This window comes from Antarcticimicrobium luteum (genome assembly GCF_004358185.1).
Classification (GTDB): domain Bacteria; phylum Pseudomonadota; class Alphaproteobacteria; order Rhodobacterales; family Rhodobacteraceae; genus Antarcticimicrobium; species Antarcticimicrobium luteum.
The window spans coordinates 17,342-35,664 of sequence record NZ_SMUV01000064.1 but is presented as its reverse complement, the minus strand read 5'-3'; the positions used below and the strand labels follow the sequence as shown (position 1 = coordinate 35,664).

The following is an 18,323-nucleotide window of genomic DNA, read 5'->3' as shown; positions in this document are numbered from 1 at the left end:
GGCCCGATGGGCCTGCCTGGGCTAAAGCCACGCCAAGCGGGCACGCGAACGGGGGAGGTCCGGGGGCGGATCATTGACTCTTGCGCCGCCCCCCGGCAGTGATTGCCGCAACCTGGGTTTGAGGAGTGATCCATGAATAAAATATACCCCAACGCCGCCGCGGCGCTCGACGGTGTCCTGTTCGACGGCATGCTGATCGCCGCGGGTGGTTTCGGCCTCTGCGGCATTCCCGAACTGCTGATCGCCGCGATCCGCGACGCGGGGACCAGGGATCTGACTGTCGCCTCGAACAATGCCGGTGTCGACGACTTCGGGCTGGGCGTGCTGCTGCAGACCAAGCAGGTCAAAAGAATGATGTCCTCCTACGTGGGCGAGAACGCCGAATTCATGCGCCAGTACCTGTCCGGTGAGCTGGAGCTGGAATTCAACCCGCAGGGCACCCTGGCCGAGCGCATGCGCGCCGGTGGCGCCGGCATCCCCGGGTTCTACACCAAGACAGGGGTCGGCACGGTGATCGCCGAGGGCAAGGAGGTCAAGGAATTCGACGGCCAAGAGTACATCCTTGAGCGCGGGATCTTTGCCGATCTCTCCATCGTCAAGGCATGGAAGGCCGACACCACCGGCAACCTGGTGTTCCGCAAGACCGCCCGCAACTTCAACCCGCCGGCGGCGATGTGCGGCAAGATCTGCGTCGTCGAGGTCGAGGAGATCGTCGAACCCGGCGAGCTGGACCCCGACACCATCCACCTGCCCGGCGTCTATGTGCACCGCATCGTCCAGGGCGAGCACGAAAAGCGTATCGAACAGCGCACCACCCGCAAGCGTGAGGAGGCTTGATCCATGGCATGGGACCGCAACCAAATGGCCGAGCGCGCCGCGCAGGAACTGGAAGACGGCATGTATGTGAACCTCGGCATCGGCATTCCGACGCTGGTGGCGAACTATGTCGGTGACAAGGACATCACGCTTCAATCGGAAAACGGCATGCTGGGCATGGGCCCCTTCCCCTATGAGGGCGAAGAGGATCCCGACCTGATCAACGCCGGCAAGCAGACCATCACCGAGTTGCCGCGCACCGCCTATTTCGACAGCGCCACCTCCTTCGGGATGATCCGCGGCGGCAAGATCGCCGCGGCGATCCTCGGCGCGATGGAAGTCAGCGAAAGGGGCGATCTGGCCAACTGGATGATCCCCGGCAAGCTGGTCAAGGGCATGGGCGGCGCCATGGACCTGGTCGCGGGTGTCGGCCGCGTGATCGTGGTGATGGACCACACCAACAAGGCCGGCGAAAGCAAGGTGCTGAAGGAATGCACGCTGCCGCTGACCGGCAAGGGCGTGGTCGACCGCATCATCACCAACCTCGGTGTGCTGGACGTGGATCACAAGGGGCTGCACATCGTCGAGTTGGCCCCGGGCGTGACCCATGAGGAGATGGTCGCCTCGACCGAGGCCACCATCGTGTGAGCCCTTTCGCCCCGGCCGCCGCGCCGGGGCGTTTTCTTTCGGCCCGCGCACACGGCCGCGGCCCGCGCCGCCGCTCAGTTCAGCGCGGCAAAGACGCACCCGTCCGAGATCAGCTCGGGCGGCGTCAGGCACAGCCCGCGCGCCACCTGGAACGCTGCCAAAACCTTGGGCACATAGTCGCGGGTCTCGGCATAGGGCGGCACCCCGGCGTGATCGCGCACTGCGCCCGCGCCCGCGTTGTAACCGGCCAGCACCAGGATCGGGTCGTTGCCGAATTTTTCCATCAGCCAGTCGAGGTATTTGACGCCGCCGGCGATGTTCTCTTCCGGGGCGAGGCTGTCGGCCACACCGAAGCGGGTGGCGGTGTCGGGCATCAGCTGCATCAGCCCCTGCGCGCCGGCGCCGCTGACCGCATCCGGCCGGCCGCCCGATTCCACCGCGATCACCGCCAGCACCAGCGCCGGGGAAACCCGGGTGCCCACCGTCGCCTTGAGGATCGGGATGCCGCGGGCGCGGGCGATCTCCTGCAACGCCTGCAGACGCGGGGCCGCAACCTTTTGCGCGCCGCTCAGCAAGTGCAGCGCCTCCTGCAGCCGCCCCGGGCTGGACTGCGCCAGGTCGGGCGAGACCGCCTCCCAGAACCAGCTGTAGCGGCCGGGCGCGGCCCCGGCATCAGGCGCGGTCTGCGGCGTGGGTGCGGCGTTTTCCGCGGCCGCCGCCGGCGCGGCGCGCAGGGCCGCCGCCTGCTCCTCCGGGTCGATCTGCACGGTGATCCGGCGCATGGCGCCGGCGCCCGGCGGCCGGACCCGCTTGGCCTGGAAATCCGGAAAAGCCGTCGGCGCTTCCGCCTCGACCCGGGCGGCGAGCCCCCCCAATGCAAGGGTCGCCGCCGCAGCGATGACTCGGAGCCGCATCTGCTCGCCTCGTGACTCTCGTTGTTTGTCCGGGAGTCTCGGGCAAAACCGCCGCCGGGGCCAGAAATTCCGGGCGAATTTTGTCATTTTTGCCCAATTTGGTTCCGATTTGCATCGGCACGGCCAGGCGGACCCGGGCAGGCCTGAATGATCTTCTTATGTTTTCAGTGCATTAAGAGGTAAATAATATCTTAACTACGCTGCACCGAAAAATCCGCCTTTTGGCCCAATTCCTGCCACGACCCTCAGGCTATATGGGCCCATACCACGACGGACGGGGCCGATGAGAGAGCAAGGTTCCATACGACGACGAGGTTAAAGATTAAAACGCGAGATCCTTTGGAGGGACCAACCATGATCAAACTTTTCAAGAAATTCCGCGAGAGCGAAGCCGGTGCTGTGACTGTCGACTGGGTTGTGCTGACCGCCGCGGTCGTCGCCCTGGCCGGCGCCGCCTATACCTCGATCAAAGGCGGCACCGACAAGCTGACCACCTCGACCAGCAGCTACATCGAAGGCAAGGCGCCGACAGACTGATAGGCGCTTCGGCGACTTCACGTGCGAATGCCGTGCTCCGCCTCGGGGCACGGCGTTTTTGTTGACGAGTAAGGACGCCCCCGGCATCGGGGCCATGCGACTTGGATCACGGGTTCCGCCCGCGATTCTCGCGCCGTCCAGCCGGTGGCGCCTCCGGCACCGATTGCCGGCGCAAGTTCCGGCGGCGCGCCGGGAACAGGCGGCAGGCCACCGATGGCACGTTGCCGCCCCATAGGAGTAAGCCATCATGAGGAAGCGCATCGTCAGTTTCCGCAAGGACGAAAGCGGCGCCATCACCGTGGACTGGGTGGTTCTGACTGCCTTGGTCGCCGGTCTGGCCGCTGCGGTCATTATCACGATGAACGAAGTCACGAACGGTCTGGGCTCCTCGGTCGGCGAGACACTGTCCACCACCGATTTCGAGTGATCCGGGAAGGGCCGGAAAATGGCCGCGGGCGGGGCAAGCCGTCTCCCCGATTTTGCCACATTCCCTGACTAGAATGTAACCAGACGACAGAGCGCCCGCCCGGCTGCGACCGGACCGGGCCATCGGTGAAAGGTTTTGTCATGCGCGCAGTTTTCGGTCTCGTTCTGGTCCTTGGCGTCGCCCTGGCGGGCGGTGCGGTGATGATGGCCAGGAACTATATCGCTGATTACCAGCAGGCGCTGGAACAGGAACGTGCCACACGCGAAAAGGTGGTTCCCACCGCCGATGTCTATGTCGCCACCGGCCCGCTGCGCTATGGCGAGCAACTGACAAAGGACAGCGTGCGCAAGGTACGCTGGCCGCAGAACGCGATCCCCGAAGGCGCCTTTACCGAGCTGGAATCGCTTATCCCGGATGATCCCGACAAGTCCCGCGTGGTTCTGCGCGCGATGGAAAAGGACGAGGCGATTCTGGCGGTCAAGGTGACCAAGCCGGGCCAGGGGGCCGGGCTGACGTCTCAGCTGGAGCGCGGCATGCGCGCCTTTGCGATCCGCGTCGACGTGGCCTCGGGCGTGTCAGGCTTCCTGCGGCCGGGCGACCGGGTCGACGTCTACTGGACCGGCTCGATCAGCGACACGGTGGTCGGCGCGCGCGGCGAGGTGACCCGCCTGATCGAATCCGGCGTTCAGCTGATCGCGGTGGACCAGACCACCAGTGAAGACGTGGAAAGCACCACAATCGCACGCACGGTCACCGTCTCGGTGCGCCCCGAACAGGTCGCGGCGCTGGCCCAGGCCCAGACCACAGGACGGCTGTCTCTGGCTCTGGTCGGAATCGAGGACGACGATGCCATCGTCGATCCCATCGAGGTGGACCAGCGCGCCCTGCTCGGCCTGGAGGACGAGGTGCCGGCGCCGATCACCCAAAAGCCCGAGGTCTGCACCATCCGCACCCGTCGGGGCTCCGAGGTGGTGGACATTCCGATCCCTTGCACGAACTGAAACCGGCCCTTTTCCAACGGATCGGGCGGCCCGAATCTCTGGGCCGCCCCCTTCTGTTGCGTCTTATCCACATAAAGCAGCGGGTGGAAATCATTGATTCTTGAAAAAAATTCCCGTATGCCGCAGACTGCATCGAAGGATCGGGCGGCAAGACCCGGGACCGAGGCGTGATCGGAGAGGCAGGTCACATGGCATTGAACCATTGGATGAAGGCCGCCCTGGTGGGGCTGGCGCTGGGCTGTTTGCCCGCCGCCGTTGCTCCGGTGCAGGCCGAGATACTGCGGGTCGTCAAAAAGGGCACCGCGTCGACCCTGGACGTTCCGATGAACCGCGCCGTGGTGGTCGAGAGTGACGTCCCCTTTTCCGAACTGAGTATCGCCAATCCCGGCATCGCCGACATCTCCTCGCTGTCGGACAGCACGATTTATGTGCTGGGCAAGTCACCCGGCATGACCACGCTGACCCTGCTCGACGCAGGCGGACGGCTGATCACCAATGTCGAGGTCAAGGTCGCGGCCGACGTCACAGAATTCAAGGAGCGGCTGCGCCAGATCCTGCCCGGCGAAAAGATCGAGGTGCGCACCGCCAATGACGGCATCGTCCTGTCGGGCACGGTGTCGAGCGCGCAGCGCCTGCAACGGGCGCTGGACCTGGCCGAACGTTATGCGCCCGAACGTGTCTCCAACCTGATGAGCGTCGGCGGCGTGCAGCAGGTGATGCTCAAGGTCCGCTTTGCCGAGATGCAGCGTAACGTCTCGAAATCTCTGAGTTCTTCTCTCGGGATCACCGGCGGCAGCAATTTCGGCGTCACCGGCGGCACCGGCACGCTGGGCAACCAGACCTCGCTGTCCAATTCCCTGGCCGGCAACATTCCGACCGCGAACGACAATGCCGGGGCGGTGGTGTTCGGCTTCAACGCCGGCGCCTTCCAGGTCAATCTGCTGCTTGAGGCGCTGGAACAGAAGGGTGTCGTGCGCACGCTGGCCGAGCCCAACCTCTCGGCCCTCTCCGGGCAGGAGGCGAAATTCCTCGCCGGCGGCGAGTACCCGATCCCGGTGGCGCAGCAGGACGGCGTTTATACAGTCGAATTCAAACCCTTCGGGATCGAGCTGGCCTTTGTCCCGCGGGTGGTAGACGGCGATCTGATCAATCTGGAGCTCAAGGCTGCGGTCTCGGCGATCGACACCGCCAACAGCATCTCCGTCAACGGCTTTGACATCAGCGCCTTTTCGCGCCGCGAAACCTCGACCACGGTGGAGATGCGCGACGGCGAAAGCTTTGCCATCGCCGGGCTGATCCAGGACAACTTCCTGGACAATGCCGCGCAACTGCCCTGGCTGGGCGATGTGCCGGTTCTGGGCACGCTGTTCCGCAGCTCGGACTACCAGCGCAGCCAGACCGAACTTGTGATCATCGTCACCGCGCATCTGGTGACCCCGACCAGGGGCGAGGCGCTTGCGCTGCCCACCGACCGGGTCAAGCCGCCCACCGAAAGCGATCTGTTCCTGTTCGGGCGCACCGGATCGACCGAACGGTTGCCGCGCGGCGCCGCCAGCGAAGTCGCCAAGCAGGACTTCAGCGGCTCCTATGGATATGTGATGGATTGAGCGGGAGAAGACCGGCATGAACAAGCTGATCGCAGGTCTCGGACTGACGCTGGCGCTGGGCGCCTGCGGCCAGACCTGGGGCCCGGTGCCAAACAGTTTCCTGCGCGAAGCGGGCGCACAGACCGATACCGGCCTGTTCGGTAACGCCACCATGCACAACACCATGATCATGAACGGCGAATTGGATTACGTCGTCAGCCTCGCCAACCGCTTTGCCGAGGAGGTGCCCAGCACCATCACGTTCGCCTTTGACAGCGCTCAGCTCGACGCCGCCGCGCGGGCGGTGCTGGACCGCCAGGCCGACTGGATCCGCCAGTTCCCCGAGGTCCGCTTCCGCGTCTATGGCCACACAGATGCGGTCGGCTCGACCGCCTATAACCGCCAGCTGGGCCAGCGCCGCGCCAATGCGGCGGTCGCCTATCTATCCAGCCGCGGCATCAGCCGGGCGCGGCTCGAGGCGGTGGTTTCCTACGGCGAAACCCAGCCGCTGATCGTGACCCAGGGCCGCGAGCGGCGCAATCGCCGCACGGTGACCGAGGTTTCGGGCTTTCTCAAACGCCATCCCACTGTTCTGGATGGGAAATATGCCCAAGTGGTCTACCGCGAATATGTCGCAAGCGCGGTCCCGGCCACGACTCTTTCCGACACCAATTCATTGCTGAGTTCCGGACAATAAGGCAGGGCTCCGAGGGATCGTCCACTGACTCCCTACAATTGGAGTTTTTTGGCCCAAATCTCGCCCAGATTGTCGCCGACATTGCCGAGCATGGGATTTGTGCGACTTGACCGAGTCGCCTGCCGCGGCCTCGGGCGATGACCACCACGATCCGCCCGAACGCATGGCCCGGCAGACACCGAATGAGGGATTGAGGCAATGGGCAGCGCTCAAGTGCAAACGGAATTCGCTCCAATCGTCGCCTGCACGATCAGCCGGGACGTTCAGAATTTCGATCTTCTGATCGAGGACATGGAGGCCGCCCTGGGCGAGAACTGGGGCGACCTGGGATTTGCCGAGGCCCTGGCCTTTTTCGGGCAACCCGAGGCTGACTCGCTGGAATTTGTCGCCCTGGCGATCGACCGCGAGGACGAGGACAACCTGGTCCTGCTCGACGAGATCATCAATCAGGCCAAGACGCGCGGGATCAACGTCATCCTGATCGCCGAGGACGTTACCCCGGCCTCGCTGCACCAGCTTCTGCGCAGGGGCGCGGACGAGTTTGTACCCTATCCCCTGCCCGAGAAGGAATTGCAGGAGGCGATTGACCGGCTCAAGCTCCGGAACGCCGTCCCCGCCACCATGCAGCAGACTCAGACGCAAACCCAGCTCAGCGCCGGGTCCGAGAAAGAGGGCGCGGTGATCGTCGTTCACGGGCTGGCCGGCGGCAGCGGGTCCACCACGATGGCCGTCAACCTCGCCTGGGAGCTGGCGAATGTCGATGCCAAGGATGGCCCCGGCGTCTGCCTGATCGACCTCGATCTGCAGTTTGGCTCGATTGCCACCTATCTCGATCTGCCGCGCCGCGAGGTCGTCTTTGACATGCTGTCCGATACCCAGGGCATGGATGACGACATTTTCGCCCAGGCGCTGCAGACCTACGAGGACAAACTACAGGTGCTGACCGCGCCCGCCGACATGGTGCCGCTGGACCTGATCACGCCCGAGGACGTGCAGCGCGTGATCGACATGGCGCGGCGCCATTTCGACTATGTCGTGATCGACATGCCCAAGACCGTGATCCAATGGTCGGAAACCACCTTGCAGGCGGCGCATGTCTATTTCGCCATGATCGAGCTGGACATGCGCTCGGCGCAGAACACGCTGCGGCTGAAACGCGCCCTGCAATCCGAGGATCTGCCGTTCAACAAGCTGCGCTTCGCACTGAACCGGGCACCCAAGTTCACCGATCTTTCCGGTAAAAGCCGGGTCCGCCGCATGGCCGAGTCGCTGGGAATTTCCATCGACCTGCAAATGCCGGACGGCGGCAAACCGATCACCCAGGCCTGCGACCATGGCCAGCCGCTGGCGATGTCCTGCGGCAAGAACCCGCTCCGCCGGGAAATCACAAAACTGGCCCAGTCGCTTCACGATCTGGGCCGGGAAGAGGCCGAGGCGGCCTGAGTTTTACAAGGGGGCAGTTAAACGTGTTTTCCAAGTTCCGCAAAGATGCCACCGAAGGCGCCGCGTCCGGGCCGGCCGTAACCCAATTGAAAACGCGCGCGCCCAAGGCCGAGCCGGCAGCACAGCCTGTTTCCCGGCTGCGCAAGCCGATGCCCACCGCAGCCGCCACCGCGGCCCCCGAGGACCGCGACCGCAAGCGCAAGGAGCGGCTGGGCGAGATCAAACTGGAGCTGCACCGGGCGCTGCTGGAAAATCTCAACCTCTCCGCGCTCGAACATGCCTCCGAGGCCGATTTGCGCAACGAGATCAGTTCGATCGCCAGCGAGCACCTGGAAGAGAAGAATATCGTTCTCAACCGCGAGGACCGGCAAACGCTCAACAAAGAGCTGTACGACGAGGTGACCGGGCTGGGTCCGCTCGAAACGCTGCTGCGGGACGACACGGTCAGCGATATCCTCGTCAACGGTCCGCGTCAGGTGTTCATCGAACGCAACGGCAAGCTGCAGCTCAGCGACGTCACCTTCAAGGATGAAAAGCATCTGCTGCGGATCATCGACAAGATCGTTTCGGCGGTGGGCCGGCGCGTCGATGAATCAAACCCCTATGTCGACGCCCGCCTGTCCGACGGCTCGCGCTTCAACGCGATGGTGCCGCCGATCGCCGTGGACGGGTCGCTGGTGTCGATCCGGAAATTCAAGAAGGACAAGCTGGCGATCGACGATCTTGTGGGGTTCGGCGCCTTCACCGAAGAGATGGCCGCCTATCTCCAGGCCGCGGTCGCAACCCGGCTGAACATCATCGTCTCGGGCGGAACCGGCTCGGGCAAGACCACGACGCTCAACGCGCTTTCGAGCTTCATCGGCAATTCCGAGCGCATCCTGACCATCGAGGACACGGCGGAACTGCAACTCCAGCAGATCCACGTGGGCCGGATGGAAAGCCGTCCGCCCAATGTCGAAGGCAAGGGTGAGGTCACCGCGCGCGACTGCCTCAAGAACGCGCTCAGGATGCGGCCCGACCGCATCATCGTCGGCGAGACCCGCGGCGACGAGGTGATCGACATGTTGCAGGCGATGAACACCGGCCACGACGGGTCGATGACCACGATCCACGCCAACTCGGCCCGCGACGCGGTCAGCCGGATGGAAAACATGATCGCCATGGCCGGGATCGAGATGCCGATCAAGGCGCTGCGCAGCCAGATCGCCAGCGCCGTCAACCTGGTGGTGCAGGCCAGCCGGCTGCAGGACGGTTCGCGCCGCATGACCTCGATCACCGAGATCACCGGCATGGAGGGCGACGTGATCTCGATGCAGGAGATCTTCCGCTTTCAGCGCGTCGGCATCGGCCCGAACAACAAGATCATCGGCCATTTCACCGCAACCGGCGTGCGCAGCCATTTCTCGGAACGGTTTCGCATGTGGGGCTATGATCTGCCGGCCTCGATCTATGAACCCACCACGATGGAGATGTCGTAATGCAGATGGGCGCAGAGGTCATCATCTATGGCCTGATCTTCATCGCGGTTCTGGCCCTTGTCGAAGGGCTCTACCTGGTGTCCTTCGGCAAGTCGATCAGCCTCAACAGCAAGGTCAACCGCCGGCTCGACATGCTCGACAAGGGCGCCGGGCGCGAACAGGTTCTGGAACAGCTGCGCAAGGAGATGCGCCAGCACCTGAAATCACAGTCGATCCCGCTCTATTCGCTGATCGCGGACAAGGCGCAGAAGGCGGCCATTGCCTTCACCCCGCGCCAGCTTGTCCTGATCATGGCCGGGGTGGCCGGGCTGAGCTTTCTGGTTCTGTCCGTCGGAACCGAGACGACCCCGCTGATCCGCGGCGTGGCCTCGGCGGCGATCGGCGTCGGCGGGGTCTATTTCTGGATCAACCGCAAGGCCAAGAAGCGCATGTCGATGATCGAGGAGCAATTGCCCGACGCGATCGAACTGATGGTGCGCAGCCTGCGGGTGGGGCATCCGTTCTCGTCGGCGATCCAGATCGTGGCGAAAGAGGTCGAAGATCCGCTGGCCACCGAATTCGGCATCATCGCCGACGAGGCCGCCTATGGCCGCGACGTGAGCGAGGCGCTGAAGGAAATGGCCGAGCGGCTGGACATGCAGGACATGCGGTTCCTCGCCGTTGCGGTGACCATCCAGCAACAATCCGGCGGCAACCTGGCCGAGGTTCTGGCCGGTCTGTCCAAGGTGATCCGCGCCCGGTTCCGCCTGTTCCGCCGGGTCAAGGCGATCACCGCCGAGGCACAGTGGTCGGGCAAGTTCCTGTCGGCCTTTCCCCTGCTCTGCCTGATGGGAATCCTGCTCCAGGATCCCGGTTATTACGACGAGGTGATCGATCACCCCTGGTTCATACCCGCCTGTTTCGTCGTTGGCATCCTGCTGGGCGCCAACCTGATCGTGATGCGGGTTCTGACCAATATCAAAGTGTGAGGGCCAGCCATGAGCCTGTTTGACAGAATAAACGATTTCCTGACCGGGCAACTGGGCGAATTCGGGCCGCTGATCGTGGTCGGTGTGCTTGGGATGTTCATGATCCTGCTGGCGGTTCCGCTGCTGCTGAACCAGCCCGAAGATCCGCTGAAAAAGCTGAAGCGCGACACCGAAAAGGCCGCCGCGCCGCCCGCGAAGAAAAAACAGCTTCGTCAGCGCGGGCGCAACGAAAAGCTGGACCGTTTCGCCACCTTCCTCGAACCGCAGGACGCCGAGGAACTCTCGGCCATGCAGCTCAAGCTGCGCCAGGCCGGATACCAGTCCAAGGATGCGGTGCGCTATTTCCACTTCGCCCAGTTCGCGCTGGGAATTCTGGGGCTTCTGCTCGGGTTTTTGTACGTTCTGTCGCTGGGCGGCGGCGAGACGCTGACCACCCAGAAACTGGTCATGTTTGTGATCGGACCGGGCGGGGCGGGGTATCTGCTGCCGAAATACTGGATCACCCGCCGCGTCGAAGAGCGCAAGGAACAGATTACCGGCGGCTTTCCCGATGCACTGGACATGATGCTGGTCTGCGTCGAGGCTGGCCAGTCGCTGGATCAGTCGATCGTTCGGGTCGCCAAGGAGCTGCACGCCTCCTGCCCGTCGCTGGCAGACGAGTTCGAGATCGTCGCCTATGAGATGAAGGCCGGCAAGGACAAGGACCGGGTGCTGCGCGACATGGCCACGCGCTGCGGGGTGCAGGATGTCTCCTCTTTCGTGACCGTGATGATCCAGTCGGCCGCCTTCGGCACCTCGATCGCCGAGGCCCTGCGCGTCTATGCCAGCGAGATGCGTGACAAGCGGGTGATGCGCGCCGAAGAAGCGGCAAACAAGTTGCCAACCAAAATGACGCTTGCCACAATGATGCTGACGGTTCCGCCGCTGCTGATCATCCTGGTCGGCCCTTCGGTCAACGGCATCATGGACCTGGGCAACATGAGCAACTGACACCATGACACCGATCGGTGTGACACGGGCCGCACCACTGTTCAGACTGATCACGGCCATCGCGGCGACCGCCGCGGTGGCCGCCTGTTCGCCCAAGCCCATCGCCGGACCCGAAGGCGGCCCCTATGCGCCGGGCGTCGACCTGCGCGCGGTCCCCGAGGACAACATCGCGATCGCCCACCGCCTGATGACGGCGGGAGAGTACGAACTGGCGCTGGAGGCCTTTACCCGCGCCGCGCTGGACCAGGGCATGACCCCCGACGTGCTGACCGGACTCGGCTCGGCCAATCTGGGGCTGGGCCGACTGGGCCAGGCCGAGACCATGCTGCGCCGCGCGGTCGAGGCGGCGCCGGACTGGCCCGAGGCCTGGAACAATCTGGGCGTCGTGCTGATGGAGCGCGGCAAGCACGCGGAGGCAAGCGAAATTTTCCGACGCGCCTATGCGATGGACAATGGCGAAAGTGACGCAATCCGGGACAATCTGCGCTTAGCCCTCGCAAAATCGGAAAATCCTGCTAATAATGATGAGCAAAAGCAAGACTTCAAACTGGTGCGGCGGGGCAGAAGCGAGTTCCTGATCCGCAAGACACCATGACCGAGGCGAGAGCAGTACAAGGACGCACACCATGCGCCACCTCTTTCTGATTCCGGGCTGTCTGGCAGCCGGGCTGGCGCTGTCGGCCTGCGCAGAGAAAAGCGGCGACACCGTCGAACGGGCCTTTCAGGACGTCAACGTGGTCGACGAAACCAACCTCAATGATGTGATGTTGACCGTCGCCGATCCAAACGAGGCGGTCGATTATTTCAGCCGTGCGGTCAAGACCAAGCCGGAAAAGACCGAGTTGCAGCGCGGGCTGGCCAAATCGCTGGTGCGCGCCAAGCGCAACACCGAGGCGGTGGCGGCCTGGTCCAAGGTGCTGGGGATGGCGGAGGCCACCGACGAGGACAAGGTCGATCTTGCTGACGCGCTGATCCGCAACGGCGAATGGGACCGGGCGAAAAAGACGCTCGACACCGTGCCGCCGACCCATGAGACCTTCAAACGCTACCGGCTGGAGGCGATGGTCGCCGATGCCAGCCGCGAATGGTCGCGCGCGGACAGTTTCTATGAAACCGCCGTGGGTCTGACCACGCGGCCCTCCGGCGTGCTGAACAACTGGGGCTATTCCAAGCTGACCCGCGGCGATTTCTCTGATGCCGAGCGGCTGTTCGGCGATGCCATCCGGCAGGATCCCACCCTGTTCACCGCCAAGAACAATCTGGTTCTGGCCCGCGGCGCACAGCGCAACTACAGCCTGCCGGTGATCCCGATGGATCAGACCGAACGGGCGCAGCTATTGCACACGCTGGCGCTGTCGGCCGTCAAACAGGGCGATGTGACCACCGGCAAGACCCTGTTGCGTGAGGCGATCAGCACCCATCCGCAGCATTTCGAAGAGGCGGTCCGCTCGCTCCGCGCGCTCGAGACCGGCTGAACCGATGACCATCGCCAGCACGGCGGCGCTGTGGTTCCTGCCCTTCGTCCTGCCGATCTGCCTCTACGTCTGTTTCACCGACCTGCGCGAGATGCGCATCACCAACCAGGCGGTTCTGGCGCTGGCGGTGGTGTTCGTGATCGTCGGGCTGATCGCCCTGCCGCTGCCGGTCTACGGTATGCGGCTGGTGCAACTGCTGGCGGTACTGCTGCTCGGCTTCATCCTGACCGTGGCGGGCGCAATGGGCGCGGGCGACGCGAAATTCGCCGCCGTCGCCGCCCCGTTCATCGCTCCGGGCGACCTGCGGCTGCTGCTGGCGCTGTTCGCCGCCAATCTGCTCGCCGCCTTCGTCACTCACCGGCTGATCAAATACACCCCCCTGCGCCGCATCGCGCCCGACTGGAAAAGCTGGCACTCGGGCTGGAAATTTCCGATGGGGCTGTCGCTGGGCGGCACCCTCGCGCTGTATCTGATCCTCGGCGCCGCCTACGGTATCTGAGCCGCGCGCGGAGGGGTGCCCCGTCTTTGCCCATCTGATGCCACAATGCGCGGGCATTCTGCCCCCGAGGGGCCGGATCGACGGCCCCGCACCACATCAGACCGGACCGGGACCTCGAAGGCCACGATCATGAACATGCAGACCAGCCCGGCGCTTGCGCCGCCCACCCCCCGCAGCCTCGACGAGCTGCAGCTGCCCACCGTGATGATGCGGGACATCCTTCTCAAGACCATGTTCCGCAAGACCACCGAGACCGCCAGCGAGACAGCCCAGGCGCTGTGCCTGCCGATCCCGGTCACGCAGGAGCTGCTGGACATGGCGCGCGGTCAGCGCCTGCTCGAGGCGACCGGCACGCTGAACGCCAATTCCGGCGGCGAGATGGGCTATCAGCTGACCGAGGCGGGCAAGGCGCGCGCGCTCGATGCGCTGGCGCAGTCGGAATATTTCGGCGCGATGCCGGTACCGCTGAAGATCTACGGGGAACAGGTCAGGCGGCAGTCGATCCGCAACATCCAGGTGACGCGCGATCAGCTGACCAAGGCGATGGGGCATCTGGTCCTGCCCGACAGCCTGCTCGATCATCTGGGCCCGGCGGTCAGCGCGGGACGCTCGATCCTGATGTACGGGCCGCCCGGCAACGGGAAATCCTCGATCTCCAACGGCATCCGCAGCGCATTGGGCGACCGCATCTATGTGCCGCGCGCAATCGAATATTCCGGCCAGGTGATCACCATGTACGACCCGATCGTACATAACGCCATCCAACAGACCCCCGACGACCCACACAGCCTGCGCCGGGCCAAACGGTTCGACGAACGCTATGTGATGTGCGAACGGCCCACGGTGGTGACCGGAGGCGAGCTGTCGCTCGACATGCTGGATCTGGTCTATAATCCCACCGCGCGCACCTATCAGGCGCCGCTGCAGCTAAAATCGACGGGGGGGATCTTCATCGTCGACGACCTCGGCCGTCAGGCGGAATCGCCGCAGGCGCTGATCAACCGCTGGATCGTTCCGCTGGAGGAGAACAAGGACATCCTCGGCCTGCAATCGGGCGAGAAGTTCGAGGTGCCCTTCGATACGCTGGTGATCTTCTCGACCAACTTCCACCCGAACGAGATTTTCGACAAGGCGGCCCTGCGCCGGATCTTCTTCAAGATCCTGATCGACGGGCCCAGCCAGGAGGATTTCCTGAGAATCTTCGCACTGGTCGCGCGCAAGAAGGGAATGCCGCTGGACGAGTCCACGCTGCTCTACCTGCTGAAGGAAAAATACCCGGTGATCGACAATGTTTATGCCAATTACCAGCCGGTCTTCCTGATCGACCAGATGATCTCGATCTGCGAGTTCGAGGGCGTTCCCTATCAGATGACGCCGGAGCTGATCGACCGCGCCTGGGACAACATGTTCGTGCGCGAGGCACATATCGTGAAGTGACCGGGGCATGACCCGCCCCCTCGAAGCAACCCTCCGAACTTTGCCCCCTGCACGGAACAAGCCCACAGGGCGCCGCGCAAGCGCCGGACCGTCCCTGCGGTCTGGCGCGCGCGGCTTGCTCTGTTGATCGACCGGCTCTAAGCCGTCACTCCGCCGCCGTGCGCACCGGCTCCGCCGGCTTGGGCGCGCTATGATGCGACACCAGAGCATCCTCCAGCGGCCTCTCGCGCATCAACAGCGCCGCGGCGCTGGCCAACACCCCCAGCAAGGCGGAGCTCCAGAACACCGGATGCAGAGCCCCGGCAATGGCGGCGACGACCTCTGCCCGCTCTGCCGGGCCAAGCGCGGCCAGCGCCGCGCCGGTCAGCCGGCCACCCTGGCCGACCCCCTCGATCCCCAGCGAGGAGAGCCGGGCGGTCAGCCCGGTCGAGAACATCGCGCCGAACACTGCGGTGCCGATCGACCCGCCGATCAGTCGGAACATGTTGGCGCTGGCGGTGCCGACGCCGACGGTCTCGCGCGGCACCGCGTTCTGGATCGCGGTCACGCTCACGCTCATCACCGGGCCGATACCGATACCGGCGATAAAGACATAAAGCACGATCAGCCCGTTCGGCGTCGCCGCGCCGATGGTCGCCATGCCCGCCATCCCCACCGCCAGGAGCAGTGTCGACCAGACCGGCAGCATCCTGTACCGCCCGGTACGCGCCATCACGCGCCCGGCCAGCGCCGAGGCGCCCACCAGCCCCAGCATCATCGGCGTCAGGAACATCCCCGACGGCGACGGCGCCACGCCCTTGACCACCTGCATGAACATCGGAACGAAGGTGATGGTGCCGAACATCGCACCGCCGACGATCAGCCCGACCAGATTGGAGACGACGAAATTGTTGATGCGGAACAGCTCCAGCGGCAGGATCGGCTCCTTCGCCACGCGTTCGGTCAGGATGAAGCCCGTCAGCGACAGCGCCAGCACCGCGCCCAGCACCGCCATGCCGGGGCTGGTCCAGGCCAGGCTGACGCCGCCGGCGGAAAAGATCAGCACCGCGCTGGACAGCGTTGCCGTCAGCAGAACCGCGCCCAGATAGTCGATCGAGGGCCGCGCCTGCGGCGGCCGCGCCTCCAGCGCCAGGCTGAGCACGGCAAAGGCCGCCAGCCCGATCGGCAGATTGATCCAGAAGATCCATTGCCAGGTCAGATGCTGCACGATGAAGCCGCCGGCCAACGGTCCAACCACGGTCGAGACCCCGAACACCGCCCCCAGCGCGCCCTGCACCCTGCCCCGTTCGCGTGGCGACAGCACATCGGCGACCGAGGCCATCGCCACCACGATCAGCCCGCCTCCGCCCAGCCCCTGGATGAAACGGCCTGCCACCAGCGCCCACATGCTGGGCGCCAGCGCGCTCACGACCGCGCCGGCCAGGAACACGCCGATCCCCGCCTGCAAGACCACACGCCGCCCGAACAGATCGCCCATCTTGCCCATCACCGGCGCGCCCACCGTGGCGGCCAGAAGATAGGCGGTGATCACCCAGGTGATATGATCGAGCCCGCCCAGCTGCCCCACGATGATCGGCAGCGCGGTCGAAACGCTGGTCTGGCCCAGCGAGGCCAGGAACAGCACCGTCGCCGCCGCCAGGATCGCCAGACGTACGCGCATAGCGTCACCCGGATCTTCTGTCGCAGGTTTGTCGGAATCGGAGGGGGGAGAGGTCGTCACGCGGAATCAACCCTGAAAAGGAGTGCCAAAAAAGACGGCGGCCCGCAGAGAAAGCCACAACAAAGCTGCAGGCCGCCAGTAGGGGAGTTCACTTGTCTCATGCATTTATGTGCCCATAACATTTACATGTCAATAGCATGTAATTGACAATTGCGCCCTTTCAGGCCACAGAGGTGCACGGCAAGAGGATGGTGGCATGGCTTCGCGCGATGACGAGATGCGGGACTTTCTGTACCGGGCCGGGATCGAGTCCGGCGCGGTGGATTCGGCACTGGAAATCGACGCGGTGATGCAGCAATGGCGCCGGCGCTTTCGCAAGCGCGAGCTGGGCGCCAGCGCGCTGCGCGATCTGAAACTGGACGACCGGCTGGATCTGGCCCAGCTCGACGTTCTGATCGCGATCTGGGCCCCCTCGAAGGAGTTTACCTGCAAGGCCGGACAGGAAACCATGGTCGCCACCGTGGCCGAGCGGCTGGCGATTGACCCGTCGCGCGCCTCGCGCCTGATCAGCGACCTGATCGCCCGGGGCCTGGCCCGCCGCGCGGTCAGCCAGCAGGACGCACGCCGCACCATCGTCGAACTGACCGAGGGCGGCAAGGCCATCGTGCGCGCGGTCAGACGCTACAAGTTCCTTTTGATGGGGGATTTCCTCTCGGGCTGGACCCCGGAGGAGCGCGCCACCTTCCTGCCGCTGCTCGACCGGTTCTCCAAATGGACGGATGAGGCGCCGAACATGGCCTCGGATCATTTTGTCGAGGAAATCGCCGCACTGGTGGCCGCGCTGCCGCCGGTGGACGGGGGCTGAGGCGGCGATGCGGGGCGCGACGCGCGATACGGCCCTGACCGGGATCGGTGTGGCCGGCTGCGGCCGGATGGGGGCGCCGATGCTGGCCGCCCTGCGGGCAGCGGGAATCGATGCGCGCGGCTTCGACGTCCGGTCGCCGTCCGAATTCGGCGCGCTGGCTCCGGCGATGACCGACGATCGGGTGGAATTCGCGCACGGGCTGCACAGCCTGATCACCGTCGTCCGCGACATCCCGCAAACTGAGGATGTGTTGTTCGGCGCCCAGAATTTCCTCGCCGCGCCGGGGCTGGCCCGGGTGATCCTCTGCTCCACCCTCTCGCCGCGCTATGTGCGCGCGTTGCGCGCACGGGTGCCGGATCATATCACGCTGATCGACGCGCCGATGTCGGGTGCCCGGATCGCGGCGCAAGAGGCGCGGCTGTCCTTCATGCTGGGCGGCGACGCGGCCGATCTGGATGCGGCACAGCCGCTGTTCGACGCGATGGGCGCGCATTTCCACCGGATGGGCGGGTACGGCGCCGGGATGCAGGCCAAGGTCCTCAACAACCTGCTGGCGGCGGCCAATACGGCGATGACCCGGCTGGTGCTGGACTGGGCCGACGCCGCCGGGGTGGACGAGGACAAGCTGCTGGCGCTGATCGATACCTCCTCGGGGCAGAACTGGTTCGCCTCCGGCTTCGACCGGATCGAGTTCGCCCGCGACGGCTGGGGCCCGGACAATACCATCGGCATCCTGACAAAGGACGTCGACAGCGCGCTCGATGCCGCGCCCGACGGCGCCGACACCACCCTGCCCGACACCATCAAGGCCGCGATCCGGGCGCTGACGCCGCGGCGCTGATCTTTTTCTGGTCGGGGCTCCGCCCGTTCGCGGCGGAGGCA

At 64.9% G+C, this 18,323-nt stretch carries 19 protein-coding genes; 17 read left to right on the top strand and 2 right to left on the bottom strand.

All coding sequences use genetic code 11. The features are described from left to right. The first annotated feature begins 132 nt into the window (after positions 1 to 132). Entirely contained in the window at positions 133 to 837 is a 705-nt protein-coding gene (locus tag E1832_RS10325) for a CoA transferase subunit A (protein ID WP_133359673.1), read from the top strand. Between the two features lie 3 nt (positions 838 to 840). After that, entirely contained in the window at positions 841 to 1,464 is a 624-nt protein-coding gene (locus E1832_RS10320) for a CoA transferase subunit B (RefSeq protein WP_133359672.1), read from the top strand. Between the two features lie 74 nt (positions 1,465 to 1,538). Here the strand turns inward: E1832_RS10320 and E1832_RS10315 are convergent, their stop codons facing one another. Then, positions 1,539 to 2,378 carry a lytic transglycosylase domain-containing protein gene (locus E1832_RS10315; RefSeq protein ID WP_133359671.1) on the bottom strand — a complete coding sequence of 280 codons (840 nt, stop codon included), beginning with the start codon at positions 2,376 to 2,378 and terminating at the stop codon, positions 1,539 to 1,541. Between the two features lie 354 nt (positions 2,379 to 2,732). On the opposite strand from E1832_RS10315, the gene E1832_RS10310 reads away from it, so the two are divergent. From E1832_RS10310 to E1832_RS10250, 13 genes are all read left to right on the top strand, one after another. Then, a complete protein-coding gene (locus E1832_RS10310; RefSeq protein WP_133359670.1) occupies positions 2,733 to 2,915 on the top strand; it encodes a hypothetical protein in 183 nt (60 codons plus the stop codon). Positions 2,916 to 3,162: 247 nt separating this feature from the next. Further along, positions 3,163 to 3,342, top strand: a complete 180-nt coding sequence (locus E1832_RS10305) for a hypothetical protein (protein WP_133359669.1) — start codon at positions 3,163 to 3,165, stop codon at positions 3,340 to 3,342. Positions 3,343 to 3,482: 140 nt separating this feature from the next. After that, on the top strand, positions 3,483 to 4,343 hold the full coding sequence (cpaB, locus tag E1832_RS10300) for a Flp pilus assembly protein CpaB (protein ID WP_133359668.1): 861 nt from the start codon (positions 3,483 to 3,485) through the stop codon (positions 4,341 to 4,343). Between the two features lie 188 nt (positions 4,344 to 4,531). Then, positions 4,532 to 5,950 (top strand): type II and III secretion system protein family protein, encoded by a 1,419-nt coding sequence (locus tag E1832_RS10295; RefSeq protein WP_133359667.1) that lies wholly within the window; start codon positions 4,532 to 4,534, stop codon positions 5,948 to 5,950. Positions 5,951 to 5,966: 16 nt separating this feature from the next. Continuing rightward, the gene (locus E1832_RS10290; RefSeq protein ID WP_133359666.1) at positions 5,967 to 6,626 is read left to right on the top strand and encodes an OmpA family protein; all 660 of its coding nucleotides are present in this window, start codon (positions 5,967 to 5,969) and stop codon (positions 6,624 to 6,626) included. Between the two features lie 198 nt (positions 6,627 to 6,824). Continuing rightward, complete coding sequence (locus E1832_RS10285; RefSeq protein ID WP_133359665.1) at positions 6,825 to 8,069, top strand: CpaE/TadZ family protein; 1,245 nt, start codon at positions 6,825 to 6,827, stop codon at positions 8,067 to 8,069. Between the two features lie 23 nt (positions 8,070 to 8,092). Beyond that, positions 8,093 to 9,547 carry a TadA family conjugal transfer-associated ATPase gene (locus tag E1832_RS10280; RefSeq protein WP_133359664.1) on the top strand — a complete coding sequence of 485 codons (1,455 nt, stop codon included), beginning with the start codon at positions 8,093 to 8,095 and terminating at the stop codon, positions 9,545 to 9,547. Continuing rightward, positions 9,547 to 10,515 (top strand): type II secretion system F family protein, encoded by a 969-nt coding sequence (locus E1832_RS10275; protein WP_133359663.1) that lies wholly within the window; start codon positions 9,547 to 9,549, stop codon positions 10,513 to 10,515. The genes E1832_RS10280 and E1832_RS10275 overlap by 1 nt, the downstream gene beginning before the upstream one ends. A 9-nt stretch (positions 10,516 to 10,524) precedes the next feature. After that, on the top strand, positions 10,525 to 11,505 hold the full coding sequence (locus tag E1832_RS10270; RefSeq protein WP_133359662.1) for a type II secretion system F family protein: 981 nt from the start codon (positions 10,525 to 10,527) through the stop codon (positions 11,503 to 11,505). 4 nt (positions 11,506 to 11,509) lie between these two features. After that, positions 11,510 to 12,100, top strand: a complete 591-nt coding sequence (locus tag E1832_RS10265) for a tetratricopeptide repeat protein (RefSeq protein WP_133359661.1) — start codon at positions 11,510 to 11,512, stop codon at positions 12,098 to 12,100. 31 nt (positions 12,101 to 12,131) lie between these two features. Continuing rightward, entirely contained in the window at positions 12,132 to 12,980 is an 849-nt protein-coding gene (locus E1832_RS10260) for a tetratricopeptide repeat protein (RefSeq protein ID WP_133359660.1), read from the top strand. A 4-nt stretch (positions 12,981 to 12,984) separates the two neighbouring features. Continuing rightward, positions 12,985 to 13,479 (top strand): prepilin peptidase, encoded by a 495-nt coding sequence (locus tag E1832_RS10255; RefSeq protein WP_133359659.1) that lies wholly within the window; start codon positions 12,985 to 12,987, stop codon positions 13,477 to 13,479. 129 nt (positions 13,480 to 13,608) lie between these two features. Next, the gene (locus E1832_RS10250; RefSeq protein WP_133359658.1) at positions 13,609 to 14,916 is read left to right on the top strand and encodes a P-loop NTPase family protein; all 1,308 of its coding nucleotides are present in this window, start codon (positions 13,609 to 13,611) and stop codon (positions 14,914 to 14,916) included. Positions 14,917 to 15,061: 145 nt separating this feature from the next. Here the strand turns inward: E1832_RS10250 and E1832_RS10245 are convergent, their stop codons facing one another. Further along, positions 15,062 to 16,576, bottom strand: coding sequence for an MDR family MFS transporter (locus E1832_RS10245; protein ID WP_133359657.1), 1,515 nt, complete (start codon positions 16,574 to 16,576; stop codon positions 15,062 to 15,064). Between the two features lie 256 nt (positions 16,577 to 16,832). On the opposite strand from E1832_RS10245, the gene E1832_RS10240 reads away from it, so the two are divergent. Beyond that, positions 16,833 to 17,441: a MarR family winged helix-turn-helix transcriptional regulator gene (locus tag E1832_RS10240; RefSeq protein ID WP_133359656.1), complete on the top strand. Its 609-nt coding sequence runs from the start codon at positions 16,833 to 16,835 to the stop codon at positions 17,439 to 17,441. A 7-nt stretch (positions 17,442 to 17,448) separates the two neighbouring features. Beyond that, entirely contained in the window at positions 17,449 to 18,282 is an 834-nt protein-coding gene (locus E1832_RS10235; protein ID WP_133359655.1) for an NAD(P)-dependent oxidoreductase, read from the top strand. Positions 18,283 to 18,323: the final 41 nt, after the last annotated feature.

Bases quoted from the DNA above. Each gene is read 5' to 3' on its own strand.
- E1832_RS10285 (WP_133359665.1), top strand. From the start codon at position 6,825: ATGGGCAGCGCTCAAGTGCAAACGGAATTCGCTCCAATCGTCGCCTGC.
- E1832_RS10290 (WP_133359666.1), top strand. From the start codon at position 5,967: ATGAACAAGCTGATCGCAGGTCTCGGACTGACGCTGGCGCTGGGCGCC.
- E1832_RS10295 (WP_133359667.1), top strand. From the start codon at position 4,532: ATGGCATTGAACCATTGGATGAAGGCCGCCCTGGTGGGGCTGGCGCTG.
- E1832_RS10305 (WP_133359669.1), top strand. From the start codon at position 3,163: ATGAGGAAGCGCATCGTCAGTTTCCGCAAGGACGAAAGCGGCGCCATC.
- E1832_RS10310 (WP_133359670.1), top strand. From the start codon at position 2,733: ATGATCAAACTTTTCAAGAAATTCCGCGAGAGCGAAGCCGGTGCTGTG.
- E1832_RS10235 (WP_133359655.1), top strand. From the start codon at position 17,449: ATGCGGGGCGCGACGCGCGATACGGCCCTGACCGGGATCGGTGTGGCC.
- cpaB (WP_133359668.1), top strand. From the start codon at position 3,483: ATGCGCGCAGTTTTCGGTCTCGTTCTGGTCCTTGGCGTCGCCCTGGCG.
- E1832_RS10240 (WP_133359656.1), top strand. From the start codon at position 16,833: ATGGCTTCGCGCGATGACGAGATGCGGGACTTTCTGTACCGGGCCGGG.
- E1832_RS10260 (WP_133359660.1), top strand. From the start codon at position 12,132: ATGCGCCACCTCTTTCTGATTCCGGGCTGTCTGGCAGCCGGGCTGGCG.
- E1832_RS10255 (WP_133359659.1), top strand. From the start codon at position 12,985: ATGACCATCGCCAGCACGGCGGCGCTGTGGTTCCTGCCCTTCGTCCTG.
- E1832_RS10275 (WP_133359663.1), top strand. From the start codon at position 9,547: ATGCAGATGGGCGCAGAGGTCATCATCTATGGCCTGATCTTCATCGCG.
- E1832_RS10270 (WP_133359662.1), top strand. From the start codon at position 10,525: ATGAGCCTGTTTGACAGAATAAACGATTTCCTGACCGGGCAACTGGGC.
- E1832_RS10325 (WP_133359673.1), top strand. From the start codon at position 133: ATGAATAAAATATACCCCAACGCCGCCGCGGCGCTCGACGGTGTCCTG.
- E1832_RS10250 (WP_133359658.1), top strand. From the start codon at position 13,609: ATGAACATGCAGACCAGCCCGGCGCTTGCGCCGCCCACCCCCCGCAGC.
- E1832_RS10265 (WP_133359661.1), top strand. From the start codon at position 11,510: ATGACACCGATCGGTGTGACACGGGCCGCACCACTGTTCAGACTGATC.
- E1832_RS10315 (WP_133359671.1), bottom strand. From the start codon at position 2,378: ATGCGGCTCCGAGTCATCGCTGCGGCGGCGACCCTTGCATTGGGGGGG.
- E1832_RS10320 (WP_133359672.1), top strand. From the start codon at position 841: ATGGCATGGGACCGCAACCAAATGGCCGAGCGCGCCGCGCAGGAACTG.
- E1832_RS10245 (WP_133359657.1), bottom strand. From the start codon at position 16,576: ATGCGCGTACGTCTGGCGATCCTGGCGGCGGCGACGGTGCTGTTCCTG.